This window comes from Streptomyces sp. NPDC056527, assembly GCF_042794475.1.
Taxonomy (GTDB): Bacteria; Actinomycetota; Actinomycetes; order Streptomycetales; family Streptomycetaceae; genus Streptomyces.
Map to the genome: position 1 here is coordinate 16,743 of NZ_JBHTTQ010000094.1, position 11,930 is coordinate 28,672.

Consider the following 11,930-nt stretch of genomic DNA (forward strand, 5'->3'; position numbering starts at 1 on the left):
CGTTCGGGTTAAAATCGCGATCATGTCGAAGCACGAGCGGTGGAACACGCTCCTCGAACTCCTCGCCGCCACCGGCAGGCTGGAGGTCGAGGACGCCGCGGCGACGCTCGATGTCTCCCCGGCCACGATCCGCCGGGACCTGGACGAGCTCGCCGAGCAGCGACTCCTCGTCCGTACCCGCGGCGGCGCGGTCCCGCAAGGGGTGTCGTACGAGCTTCCGCTGCGCTACAAGTCCTCCCGGCATGCCTCGGAGAAGCAGCGGATCGCCGCGGCCGTGGCGGACCTCGTCCACGAGGGGGAGGTCGTGGGCCTCAACGGCGGGACGACGACGACCGAGGTGGCCCGCTCCCTGGCCCTGCGCTTCGCGGGCGGTGGCGCACGGGAGACGGTCGGCACTCCGGCCCTGACCGTGGTCACCAACGCGCTCAACATCGCGGGCGAGCTCGCCGTCCGGCCGCAGATCAAGATCGTGGTGTCCGGGGGCGTGGCCCGCTCGCAGACGTACGAACTGGTCGGCCCGCTGGCCGCCGGGGTGCTGGACGAGGTCGTGCTCGACGTGGTCGTCCTCGGTGTCGACGGCATCGACCCGCGGCTCGGGCTCATGGCGCATCACGAGGACGAGGCCGGGATCAGCCGTCTCTTCGCCGAGCGGGCGAGCCGGGTCGTCGTGGCCGCCGACTCCTCGAAGCTCGGCAGGCGGGCCTTCGCCAGGATCTGCGGGATCGACCGGGTGGACGTCCTGGTGACGGACGAGGCGATCCCGGTGGAGGCGGTGCGGGAGTTGACGGACGCGGGCGTGCGGGTCGTCACCGTCTGACCCGCCGCACCGTCCGGCCCACCGCACCGCCCCTCTCCCGTGCTAGCCCGTGATGATGCCGGGGTCGCTGACGCCGGGGGCACCGGTCTCCACATGGCCGGCGAAGCGGCGCAGGAAGGTGCTGTCGCCGCTGGAGACGACCGACACGTCGTACCAGCGCCCGCTGCCGCCCAGGTCCACGGCGTGCGTCACGGTGGCGCCCGGGGCCACCGTGAAGGTCCGCGACTGTCCCCCGTAGGCCGGGGCGTTGGTGACGGTGAGGGTGACGCCCGCGGCGCCCGCGTTCTTCATCGTCAGCACCAGGTTGCCGCCGACACCGTCATGACGGGCCGTCACCTCGGGGCCGGCCGTCGTGCCGGGTCCCCGGAAGCGGCGCAGGAACCCCTGCGGGCCGGTGGCGGTGAGGTCGTACGTCCCCGCGGAGTACGACGTGTTCCAGGTGTCCGGCAGGCTCGTGCCCGCCCTCGTGGTGTACGTCCACGGCCCGTCGGTGCGGTTCGGCGCGGTGATGTAGAAGTGGGCCCCGGCCTTGGCGCCCGCGCCGAAGGTCAGGGTGTAGCGGCCGGTGGACGGGGTGGCCGAGCCGTCGACGTACAGCTCGTACGGCAGCGGCCTGATCGGGCGTGCCCCTGCCTCCTGGACGGGCAGGACCGGCTTGGTCGGCGGCTTCGGCACATAGCTGGGGTGCCGCTCCTTGTCCGGCGGCTCGTAGGCCGAGGTGTCGGGCAGTTCGGTCGGCGCGGTGTCCTCGAGCGAGAAGTCGAAGGCCGAGGTGAGGTCGCCGCAGACGGCCCTCCGCCAGGGCGAGATCTGGGGCTCCTGCACCCCGAAGCGGCGCTCCATGAACCGGATGATCGACGTGTGGTCGAGGACCTCGGAACAGACGTAACCGCCCTTGCTCCAGGGCGAGACGACGAGCATCGGGACGCGCTGGCCCAGACCGTAGGCGCCGGCGGCGTAGCCGGCGTTGCCGGTGAACCAGTCGAGGGAGGTGTCGACGGTGGAGCGCCCCTGGGCGGCGGAGGCCGGCGGATAGGGCGGGACGACGTGGTCGAAGTAGCCGTCGTTCTCGTCGTACGTGATGAACAGCGCCGTCCTGCTCCACACCTCCGGGTTGGAGGTGAGCGCGTCGAGCACCTGGGAGATGTACCAGGCGCCGTAGTTGGAGGGGAAGTTGGGGTGCTCCGTGAAGGCCTCCGGCGCGGCGATCCAGGAGATCTTCGGAAGCCGGTTCGCGGCGACGTCCGCGCGCAGGATGTCGAAGAATCCGCCCCCGTTCTTGACGTCGGTGCCGGTGCGCGCCTTGTCGTACAGCGGGTCGCCCGGCTGGGCGTTGCGGTACTGGTTGAAGTAGAGCAGCGAGTTGTCGCCGTAGTTTCCGCGGTAGGCGTCGTTGATCCAGCCCCAGTGGCCGGCCGCGTTCAGACCGTCGCCGATGTCCTGGTAGATCTTCCAGGAGATCCCCGCCTGTTCGAGCCGCTCGGGGTACGTCTTCCAGCTGTATCCGGCCTCCTCGTTGCCGAGGACGGGGCCGCCGCCGGTGCGGTCGTTGCCGGTGTGACCGGTCCACATGTAGTAGCGGTTCGGGTCGGTGGCCCCGATGAACGAGCAGTGGTAGGCGTCGCAGACGGTGAACGCGTCGGCGAGCGCGTAGTGGAACGGGATGTCGTTCCGGTTCAGGTACGCCATGGTGCCCGCGGACTTGGCGGGGATCCACTGGTCGTACTTGCCGTTGTTGAACGCCCGGTGGCCGCCCGCCCAGTCGTGGTTGAGCCCGGCGATGAACTGCATCCCGAGGTCGTCGGCCGTCGGGTGGTACGGCAGCACGGTCTTGGACCCGTCCTGCTGGTGCCAGACCGACTTGCCGCTGGGCAGGGTGATCGGGCGGGGGTCGCCGAAGCCGCGGACGCCGTTCAGCGCGCCGAAATAGTGGTCGAACGAGCGGTTCTCCTGCATCAGCACGACGATGTGCTCGACGTCGGCGAGGGTCCCGCTCGCGCGGGCGGCGGGAATGGCGGCGGCCCGGGCGATGCTGCTGCCGAGGGCGGAGAAGCCGGCGGTGGCGCCGGCTATCTGGAGAAAGCGGCGCCGATTGAGTTCCGTCATGGGTCTGAGCACCTCTGATGGATTCCGGGGGGGGCGGTGGTCCGAGCGAGCCCAAGATCAGTGGGTGAGGGGACGGGGACGTGTCGTCGACGCGTGGGGGCGCGGTACAGGACATGAACGCGGAACACGGCGGGCGTCCCCACGGCCGGGAATACCGTAGGGTCCGGCGGTGCGCGGCCGAGTGCCGTGAACGAAGAGTCCATGGAGTCGTACGAGAAGTCCATGCGCCGCCCGTGCGCCCTTCCCGGGAACCGGCCGTGGCCGGAATCTGTCCCCATGAGGGAGGAAGGGGGGCGGAATGGACGCTTGGGTGGTCCCCGGGTACACGGAGTACCGGGAACTGGGATCGGGCGGCAGCGGGCGGGTGGTCCTCGCCGTTCATGACGCGACCGGTGTGCCGGTGGCCGTGAAGTACCTCGGCGAACGCCTGCGGACGGACGCCGCGTTCATCCGGGGCTTCCGGGCGGAGGCGCGCCTGCTCGGCGGCCTCGACTCGCCGTACGTCGTGGGCCTGTACGAGTACGTGGAGGCTCCGCGCGGCGCGGCCATCGTCATGGAGCTGGTCGACGGGCTCGCCCTGCGCGCGCTGCTGGCCCGGGAGGGCGCCACCGGCCCCGAGGCGGCGCTCGTGGTGCTCAAGGGCTCCTTGCTGGGTCTCGCCGCCGCGCACCGGGCGGGGGTCGTGCACCGCGACTACAAGCCCGAGAACGTCCTGGTCGCGGCCGACGGCTCGTCGAAGCTCGTCGACTTCGGCATCGCGACGGACCGCGGCAGTCGGCCCGGTGTCGCCGGCACCCCGGCGTACATGGCTCCGGAGCAGTGGAACGGCGAGCCCGCCTCCCCCGCCGCCGATGTGTACGCGGCGACCGCGACCTTCTACGAATGCCTCACCGGTCACAAGCCGTTCACCGGCCAGAACATCGCCGAACTGGCGCTCCAGCACCTCGACGCCCCCGTCCCCGACGCGGCCGCTCCGGAGCCGTTGCGGCCTCTGATCCGGCGCGGTCTGGCCAAGGCTCCGGAGCAGCGGCCGGCGAACGCGGCGGCGTTCGTCACCGAGTTGGAGACGGTCGCCACGGCCGCCTACGGGCCCGACTGGGAGGAGCGCGGTCAGCGCCGACTCGCCGCGCTCGCGGCCCTTCTCCCACTACTGCTCCCCTCGAACGGCGGCGGGCAGGCCACGGGCACGACCGCCCTCCACACGACCACCCTGCCGCCGAGCGGGGGTCGTGGGACGCGGCTGTGGCCGAAGGTGCTGCCGGCCGGTGCGGCGGCGCTGATCCTGGCCCTGCTGGCCGCCGTCGCCGCGCGGGCCGGGGACGAGGGGACGGGCCGTACGACGACCGAGGCGTTCGCCACCACGAGCACGCTGCCGGGGGCTTCTGACTCCCCGACCGCCGCGCCTTCGGCGACGCCGTCTCCGGAGGCGACACCGTCGGCCGCCACGCCGTCGGCGTCCACCGGATCGACTCCTTCGTCCACTCCCCCGCCGTCGCCGACGGAGACGCCGACGGCCACTCCGACCGCGACGGCGACCGTGACACCGACGACGGCTCCGACCACGACAGCGCCCTCGACGGCTCCGGTGACCAGCCCGCCCGTGACCACGCGGCCGGTCGGCGTGAAGTCGGTGTCCGTCACCGGACTGCGGCAGACCGGCCCGGCCACCGCCCAGGCGACGTTCGAGGTCGTCACGGACGGGACCGGCCCGGTGACGGTCCTCATCGGCTGGTTCACGAGCGACACCAAGGGAGCGCCGGGCGTCGCCGACGGCTCCGAGACCCTTCGGCGCAGCGGAGCGACCCGCTACACCTTCACGCTGTCCCATTCCTTCCAGGGCGGGGGCTGCTACTGGGGTGTGCGGGCGACGACCGACCCCTCGGCAGCGAACGGCGGTTCCACGCAGCAGATCCTCACCCGGGGGTGCACGATCTCATGAGCGATCCACGCCAGCGTCCGTACGACTCGGACGAGTACAGCGCCACGGTGCTCGGCAGCCAGTGGTTCGAACGACCGGTGGAGGACGTGCCGCCCGACCGCGTCGAGGGCGAGGTCATGCGCTTCGGTCCCGGTGTGACCGCGGCCGTCCGGCGACAGGCCGGCGACGGTCCGACGACGGCGCAGATCTGGCACGGCACGCTGCCCGGGCAGGTCCCCGGCGGACCGCCCCGGCGCCCGCGCCGCCGCGGGCTGGGTCGGTACGCCCTGGCCGGTGTCGTGCTGCTGGCCGTGCTGGCCTTCCTGGCCTGGCAGCGGCTGGGGCCCACGGTCGCCGTGCGCGGCGTGGCGGTCACCGCGCCTGCCCAGCCGCTCGCGTGCGACGGTACGGCGGACATCGTGGCGGTGGTGGACACCGACGGCCGGCCGGGCACGGTGACGTACCGCTGGGAGCGCAGCGACGGCACGACGTCCGGGCTGCTGCGGGAGCGGCTCGCCCGCCATCAGACCCAGGCGCGCCTGCATCTGCTGTGGACCTTCCGCGGCCGGGGCGAGCACCGGGCGACGGCCAGGCTGGTGATCGTCTCGCCCACCCCGGAGCACACCGCGGAGGCCCGGTTCACGTACCGGTGCGACTGACGCCCGGTACGACCGAAGGAGCGTCCGCGGCGTCGGAGTCCGACGCCAGGAGCGACGGAGGCGTCAGGGACCGCGGCCTCAGCGTCCGCGGCGGACGCGGGCGGCCTTGCGGGCCTCGGCCATCTTGCGGTCCTCGGCCGATCGCCGGGACTCGTTCTTGGCGCGGCCCGGCTTGCCGGGGACGGTGCCCATGCCACGGAAGGGCTTGCCGCCGCGCTTGGGGCCTTCGCTGCTGGGCGCGCTCCCGGCCACGGGGACACCGGAGGGGGCCTTGGCGCCGGTGATCCGGCTGAGTTCGGCCTCGCCGGAACGGACCTGGGTGACCTGCGGGCGGAGCCCCGCGTCGGCCATGAGGCGGACCACGTCGCGCCGCTGATCGGGCAGGACCAGCGTGACCACGCTGCCGGACTCGCCGGCGCGCGCCGTGCGCCCGCCCCGGTGCAGGTAGTCCTTGTGGTCGGCGGGCGGATCGACGTTGACGACGAGGTCGAGGTCGTCGACGTGGATGCCGCGCGCCGCGACGTTGGTGGCCACGAGGACCGTGACGTCGCCGTTCCGGAAGCGCTCCAGGGTGCGGGTGCGCAGCGGCTGGGACTTGTCGCCGTGCAGAGCGGCGGCCCGCACGCCGCTGCCCAGCAGGTGCGCGGTGAAGCGGTCGACCGAGGCCTTGGTGGCCAGGAACATGATCACGCGCCCGTCGCGGGCGGCGATCTCGGTGGCGGTGGCGTACTTGTCGGCGCCGTGCACCTGGAGGACGTGGTGCTCCATGGTCCCGACGGCGGCGGCCGAGGGGTCGACCGAGTGGACCACCGCGTCGTGGAGGTAGCGCTGCACCAGGAGGTCGACGTTCTTGTCGAGCGTGGCGGAGAACAGCATGCGCTGGCCGTCGGCGCGTACGAGGTCGAGCAGTGCGGTGACCTGGTCCATGAAGCCCATGTCGGCCATCTGGTCGGCTTCGTCGAGGACCGTGATGTCCACCCGGTCCAGGCGGGCGTCCTTGCGCTCGACGAGATCCATGAGGCGTCCGGGTGTCGCGACGACGACCTCGGCCCCGTCGCGCAGCGCGGTCGCCTGCCGCCCGATCGACATGCCGCCGACCACGGTGGCCATCCGCAGCTTCAGCGCCCGGGCGTACGGCGTGAGCTCGTCGGTGACCTGCTGGGCCAGCTCGCGGGTGGGGACGAGCACGAGGGCCCGCGGCTTGCGCGCCTCGGCCCTGCGGCCGGCGGTCCGGACGAGCAGCGGAAGCCCGAAGGCGAGCGTCTTGCCGGATCCGGTGCGGCCCCGCCCCAGGACGTCACGCCCGGCGAGGGCGTTCGGCAGGGTGGCGGCCTGGATCGGGAAGGGCGTGTCGACGCCGTGGGCGGTGAGCAGCTCTCGTACCTCGGCGGGCAGGCCGAGTTCGTCGAAGGACGCGACGGCTGGAAGGGCCGGTGTGTGGCTGACCGGCTGCGCGAATTCGTCCTTGGACGCGGGGGTACGACGGGTGTGGTCCGGGCGGACTGAGCTGCTCATGAAAACCTTTGCATGGAACCTTCGTGCCGGGAAATGGCCGGGGTGTCGTGGAAAGCGGCCGGGCAGATCGAGCACGGCGGCCGGAAACGCAACGAGCCGGGGTCCTCACCCTCTCGGGTGAGGACCCCAGCTGCGTCGGACGTGTAAAACGTCAGGCGGGGAGGATGTTCTCCGCCTGCGGGCCCTTCTGGCCCTGCGTGACGTCGAAGGTCACCTTCTGGCCCTCCTGCAGCTCACGGAAGCCGGAGGTCGCGATGTTGGAGTAGTGGGCGAACACGTCCGGGCCGCCACCCTCCTGCTCGATGAAGCCGAAACCCTTTTCCGAGTTGAACCACTTCACGGTGCCAGTAGCCATGCCATATCTCCTTCGGGGCATTACCCGGGAATCCGCACTGTGCGAATCCCGGCGTCGCGCGATGATTTCCCCGTCCGGAAACAGCACCGAAAATACAAAAAGTGCCCGACGATTCATCATCGTCAAAGGCACTTGAAGTCTATGGGAACCACAACTGCAACTGATCTCGACTGTAGCACGGCGTGGTCATCTGTGCACGGAATTCTCCATTCCGCGTTGCTCCCGGGGGAAGATCCTCCAGCGACGACCCTGCCCCCGCCGCAGAGCCCGGTGCCTCGCGGGTCGCCGGACGTATCCTCGCCCGGGATACGCCGAACGGAGGGCCGGGAACGTGGCGGACGACAGGAGGACCGGCTCGACGGCCTCGCTGAGCGCGCGAGCGCGCGAGGCCGTGCTGCAGCGGATCGTCGACCGGCGGTACGCGCAGGGCGCCCGGCTCGTGGAACGCGAGGTCGCCGAGGAGCTGGGCATGTCCCGCGTGCCGGTACGCGAGGCGCTGCGGGCGCTGGTCGCCGAAGGGCTCCTCGAACTGCTCCCGCACAGCGGCGTACGCGTCCGCCGGCTGGAGCGCGCAGACGTGGAGCACCTGTACGAAGTGTGGGAACCGCTCGCCGTCCAGGCGTCGCGCCTCGCGGCGCGGGCCGCTGCGGCGGGACACACCGAAGGGCTCTCCGCCCTGGAGGCGACGCTGCGGCAGGCCGAGTCGGCGGCCGCGGCGGACGAGGGGACGCGCGAGGTGGCCGCGCACACCGCGTTCCACGAGGGCGTCGTGGAACTCTCGGGCAATCCGCTGCTCGCGCGCACCATGGAGCAGCTGAGCTGGCAGCTGCGTCTGCTGTTCGGCCTGCGCGCGGAGCCCGCGCACATGAGGGCCCAGCACGCCGAGATGTACCGGCACATCTCGGCCGGTGACACGGAGGCCGCGGGGGCGAGCACGCTCCTGCACGTGCGGGACAGCAGGGCCGTCGCGCTGCGCTCGCTCTTCGGCGACGACGACTGAGGTCTTTGTATACCAAGCCTGAGTAGGCGGTCCATCACATCGACCGACCCTGCCAGTTCTCCAGGCACGACCTCATCGTGAGAGCTCCACCCTTGCCCCGCCTCTCACGCTTGGTATACAAAATCGGGAGTCGCCCCTCCTACTCCCCAAGGAGCTCCCATGTGCGTCGAAGCCACGCCGCCGCCCCCCAGCAGGCTGACCCGCCGTGGTGTCCTCGCCGGTGCGGCCGCGCTCGCCGGCACCATGGCCGCGGCCGGTTCCGCGGCGGCCGCCCCCGCCGACCGGGACGGGGACTCGCCCGCCGCACGCCGGGCCGGCGATGGCGCCGCGGTTCGGGGCGGAACCCTCGTGATCGAGGGCGGCACGCTCCTCGACCCGGCCACAGGCGAGGTCACCGAGGACGCCGTCGTCGTCATCGAGGACGGGACCGTGCGCGCCGTCGGCCGCCCGGGCCGGGTCACCGTGCCGCGGGACGCCGAGGTCCTCGACGCCCACGGCCGCTGGATCCTGCCGGGCCTCGTCGACGCGCACATCCACCTCAGCACCGCCGCCGAGGCCCGCGCCGCCGTCCTCAAGGGCGCGACCAGCGCGCGCAGCGGATCGACCTCCTTCTACCAGGACATCGCCGTCCGCGACCTCGCCCGGCACAGCCCCGCCCTCGCGCCCCGGCTGACCGCCGCCGGAGTCTTCGTCACCCCGGATCTCGGCGACAGCCTGCTCGCCGACCCCGAACTCACTCCGCTCGTACGCCTCAAGGAAGGCGTGCGATCCGCCGAGGCGCTGCGCCGTGTCGTCGAGGTGAACCTGGACCGCGGCGCGGACGTCATCAAGACGCGTGTCAACGAGCGCGCCGGGCTCCCCGAGCAGGACCCGCTCGCCCAGGTGTACTCACACGACCAACTCGCCGAGATCGTGGCGGCGGCCCGACGGCGCGGCAAGGGCGTGCTGTGCCACAGCTACAGCGAGCAGGGCTGCCACGACGCCGTCACGGCCGGCATCCGCTCCCTGGAGCACGGCGCGTTCGTCGGCGAGCGCACGCTGCGCGAGATGCGGCGCCGGGGGACGTACTTCACGCCCACGCTGACGGCCATCGCCGGCCTGGCCGAGTCCACGAACCCGGTCCTCGCCGAACGCGGGCGCGCGTACCTCCCCGTCCTCAAGCGGGCCGTCCTCGCCGCACACGAACTGGGCGTCCCGCTCGCCGCCGGGACCGACTCATCGGGCGGCACCGTGCGCCCGATCGGCCGCGAGGTGGAGCTGATGCGGGCGGCCGGGCTGCCCGCGCTCGACGCGATCCGCACCGCCACCACCGGCGCCGCGCGCCTCCTCGGTCACGAACGCACCGTGGGCCGCCTGGCTCGCGGCTTCGCGGGCGACGCGCTCCTCCTGGAAGGCGACCCGCTGACCGACATCACGACGCTGATGCGGCCGGTCCGAGTCGTACGGGCGGGCATCCCGGCCTGACCCCGAAGAGCGGCGCGCCGAAGTCCTGCCGGACCGCGACCCGCACTCCGGCCGAACGGCGCGGCGGGCGCGACCCCAAGCGGTGGCAGTGCACGGCGGCGCGACCCGACACGGCTGGGCGCGACCGGGCGTGGCGGCACGACACGGCACTGCGCGTCAGCGCGACCCGACACGGTGGCCTGCACGACAGCGCGGCCCGGCGCGGCGGACGCGGCCCGGCACGCGGACAGTGTACGCCGCCCCGACACGGCGGCGCGACCCGACACAGCGGCGCGACCCGACACAGCGGCAGTGCGCTGCACGGCAAAGCGACCCGCCGCGGCGGCGCGGATGCCTCGGCCTGCCGTGTGCCGGGCACGGCGTGCCGGGTGCCGGGGCCCGACGTGCCGGGTGCCGGGCCATGCGGCCGCCGCGTCCGCGCGTTGGCCCGTACGCAGGGGCCGAGCGCTCGCACGATGTCCGTGACCGCCGTGCCGTGACCCGTGCATCCGAGCCGAACACCCGCACACCGGCCCCGTCCCAACCGCCGCAGGGTCGCCGGCAGTACCCCGCCCGCCCGCGACGACCGCTCCCCGTCGACACCACCGAACCCCCTCCCCCGCACCATCCCTCGAAGGAGTCCCCATGCAGCCCTCCTCGTCCGCCCCCAGCGCGCCCTCCCGTCGCACGATGCTGGCCGGTGCCGCCGCCCTGGCGAGCACCACCGCCACATGGGCCGTCGGCACCCCCGCCGAGGCCGCGACCGTCACCGCCGAAGCCTCGGCGTCGGCGGCGGCGGCGACCACGCCCGGCGCGAAGGGACGCCACGACAAGGCCGTGGTCTTCCGCAACGTGCGCCCGTTCGGCGCGGCGAAGCCGACGGACCTCGTGGTCGTCGACGGCCGTGTCTTCGACGGCCCGGCGCCGCGCGGCGCCAACGTCGTCGACGGCGGCGGCCGGATCGCGCTCCCCTCGCTCGTGGACGCGCACATCCACCCCGACAAGACGACCTGGGGCGGCTCCTGGGTGTCCCGCAAGCCGGCGAGCGGCATCGCCGATTACGTCGCCCAGGACGTGGAGCTGTTCCGCAGCCAGCGCCGCCCCGTCGCGGAGCGCGCGTACGGGCTGATGGCCCACGCCGTCGCCCGCGGCACGCGGGCGATGCGCGCCCACGCCGACGTGGCTCCGGCCTACGGCCTCGCGGGTGTCGAGGGCGTCGCCGAGGCCCGGCAGCGACTGCGCCACGCCCTCGACGTGCAGATCGTGGCGTTCCCGCAGCACGGCGTCGTCCGCACGCCGGGCACCGCCGAGTTGCTGGAGGAGGCGGCGCGCACGGGCGCCATCGACATGATCGGCGGCATCGACCCGATCGGTTTCGACGACGCGCTCGACGAGCAGCTCGATCTCGTCTTCGGCATCGCGGACCGGCACGGCATCGGTGTGGACATCCATCTGCACGACCGTGGCGAGAAGGGGATCAAGGCCATGCGCGGCATCATCGACCGCACGCGCGCCCTGTCCCTGGCCGGCAAGGTCACCGTCAGCCATGTCTTCTGCCTGCCCGGCCTGTCCGACGGCGAACTCGGCGCTCTCGCCGCCGACCTGGGCGACCAGGACATCGCCCTCACCACGGTGGCGCCGTCCGACTCCCTCGTGCTGCCGATCGCCCGACTGCGCGAGCACGGGGTGCGGGTCGGGCTCGGCTCCGACGGTGTGCGCGACTCCTGGAGCCCGTTCGGCAACGCCGACATGCTGCACCGCGCGCATCTGCTCGGCTGGGTGACGGACGTACGCCTCGACGAGGAGCTGACGAACTGTTACCGCGTCGCGGCCCACGGTGGCGCCGACGTCATGGGCCTCGCCCATGCGGACCTGGAGCCCGGCGCCCCGGCCGACTTCGTCCTCGTGCGGGGCGAGTGCCTGCCCCAGGTCGTGGTGGACATGCCGCGGCGCGACATGGTCGTGCACGGCGGAGTCGTCGTGGCCCGCGACGGGGAGTTCCTCGACTGAGGATCAGCTCGGCACCGGCGCTCCGGGGACTTGGTCCTCGATGATCTCGACGATCCGGTCGAAGACCGTCGGTCCCCGGCCGGCGCGGGCCGGGCCAAGGGGTGTCC

The 11,930-nt window shown here is 72.9% G+C and carries 9 protein-coding genes; 6 read left to right on the top strand and 3 right to left on the bottom strand.

Annotation, left to right across the window (positions count from 1 at the left end):
- Positions 1 to 22: 22 nt before the first annotated feature.
- Positions 23 to 817 carry a DeoR/GlpR family DNA-binding transcription regulator gene (locus ACFQ7Q_RS30575; RefSeq protein ID WP_383560722.1) on the top strand — a complete coding sequence of 265 codons (795 nt, stop codon included), beginning with the start codon at positions 23 to 25 and terminating at the stop codon, positions 815 to 817.
- 42 nt (positions 818 to 859) lie between these two features.
- Here the strand turns inward: ACFQ7Q_RS30575 and ACFQ7Q_RS30580 are convergent, their stop codons facing one another.
- The gene (locus tag ACFQ7Q_RS30580) at positions 860 to 2,923 is read right to left on the bottom strand and encodes a phosphocholine-specific phospholipase C (RefSeq protein WP_383560724.1); all 2,064 of its coding nucleotides are present in this window, start codon (positions 2,921 to 2,923) and stop codon (positions 860 to 862) included.
- Positions 2,924 to 3,221: 298 nt separating this feature from the next.
- Here ACFQ7Q_RS30580 and ACFQ7Q_RS30585 point away from each other — a divergent pair, with 298 nt between their 5' ends.
- Both ACFQ7Q_RS30585 and ACFQ7Q_RS30590 read left to right on the top strand, forming a co-directional pair.
- The gene (locus tag ACFQ7Q_RS30585) at positions 3,222 to 4,862 is read left to right on the top strand and encodes a serine/threonine-protein kinase (RefSeq protein ID WP_383560726.1); all 1,641 of its coding nucleotides are present in this window, start codon (positions 3,222 to 3,224) and stop codon (positions 4,860 to 4,862) included.
- Positions 4,859 to 5,500 carry a hypothetical protein gene (locus ACFQ7Q_RS30590; protein ID WP_383560728.1) on the top strand — a complete coding sequence of 214 codons (642 nt, stop codon included), beginning with the start codon at positions 4,859 to 4,861 and terminating at the stop codon, positions 5,498 to 5,500. Before ACFQ7Q_RS30585 ends, ACFQ7Q_RS30590 begins: the two co-directional genes overlap by 4 nt.
- A 78-nt stretch (positions 5,501 to 5,578) precedes the next feature.
- Here ACFQ7Q_RS30590 and ACFQ7Q_RS30595 read toward each other — a convergent pair whose 3' ends face one another.
- Entirely contained in the window at positions 5,579 to 7,015 is a 1,437-nt protein-coding gene (locus ACFQ7Q_RS30595; RefSeq protein WP_383560731.1) for a DEAD/DEAH box helicase, read from the bottom strand.
- 151 nt (positions 7,016 to 7,166) lie between these two features.
- The gene (locus tag ACFQ7Q_RS30600; RefSeq protein WP_033201600.1) at positions 7,167 to 7,370 is read right to left on the bottom strand and encodes a cold-shock protein; all 204 of its coding nucleotides are present in this window, start codon (positions 7,368 to 7,370) and stop codon (positions 7,167 to 7,169) included.
- A 331-nt stretch (positions 7,371 to 7,701) separates the two neighbouring features.
- On the opposite strand from ACFQ7Q_RS30600, the gene ACFQ7Q_RS30605 reads away from it, so the two are divergent.
- From ACFQ7Q_RS30605 to ACFQ7Q_RS30615, 3 genes are all read left to right on the top strand, one after another.
- The gene (locus tag ACFQ7Q_RS30605; RefSeq protein ID WP_383560734.1) at positions 7,702 to 8,370 is read left to right on the top strand and encodes a GntR family transcriptional regulator; all 669 of its coding nucleotides are present in this window, start codon (positions 7,702 to 7,704) and stop codon (positions 8,368 to 8,370) included.
- 159 nt (positions 8,371 to 8,529) lie between these two features.
- Positions 8,530 to 9,834: an amidohydrolase family protein gene (locus ACFQ7Q_RS30610; RefSeq protein ID WP_383560737.1), complete on the top strand. Its 1,305-nt coding sequence runs from the start codon at positions 8,530 to 8,532 to the stop codon at positions 9,832 to 9,834.
- Positions 9,835 to 10,458: 624 nt separating this feature from the next.
- Positions 10,459 to 11,823 carry an amidohydrolase family protein gene (locus ACFQ7Q_RS30615; RefSeq protein ID WP_383560740.1) on the top strand — a complete coding sequence of 455 codons (1,365 nt, stop codon included), beginning with the start codon at positions 10,459 to 10,461 and terminating at the stop codon, positions 11,821 to 11,823.
- The last annotated feature ends 107 nt before the right edge of the window (positions 11,824 to 11,930 follow it).

What these genes read in the sequence shown, in the direction of transcription:
- ACFQ7Q_RS30590 (WP_383560728.1), top strand. Translation starts at nt 4,859, where the DNA reads ATGAGCGATCCACGCCAGCGTCCGTACGACTCGGACGAGTACAGCGCC.
- ACFQ7Q_RS30615 (WP_383560740.1), top strand. Translation starts at nt 10,459, where the DNA reads ATGCAGCCCTCCTCGTCCGCCCCCAGCGCGCCCTCCCGTCGCACGATG.
- ACFQ7Q_RS30580 (WP_383560724.1), bottom strand. Translation starts at nt 2,923, where the DNA reads ATGACGGAACTCAATCGGCGCCGCTTTCTCCAGATAGCCGGCGCCACC.
- ACFQ7Q_RS30585 (WP_383560726.1), top strand. Translation starts at nt 3,222, where the DNA reads ATGGACGCTTGGGTGGTCCCCGGGTACACGGAGTACCGGGAACTGGGA.
- ACFQ7Q_RS30575 (WP_383560722.1), top strand. Translation starts at nt 23, where the DNA reads ATGTCGAAGCACGAGCGGTGGAACACGCTCCTCGAACTCCTCGCCGCC.
- ACFQ7Q_RS30600 (WP_033201600.1), bottom strand. Translation starts at nt 7,370, where the DNA reads ATGGCTACTGGCACCGTGAAGTGGTTCAACTCGGAAAAGGGTTTCGGC.
- ACFQ7Q_RS30610 (WP_383560737.1), top strand. Translation starts at nt 8,530, where the DNA reads ATGTGCGTCGAAGCCACGCCGCCGCCCCCCAGCAGGCTGACCCGCCGT.
- ACFQ7Q_RS30595 (WP_383560731.1), bottom strand. Translation starts at nt 7,015, where the DNA reads ATGAGCAGCTCAGTCCGCCCGGACCACACCCGTCGTACCCCCGCGTCC.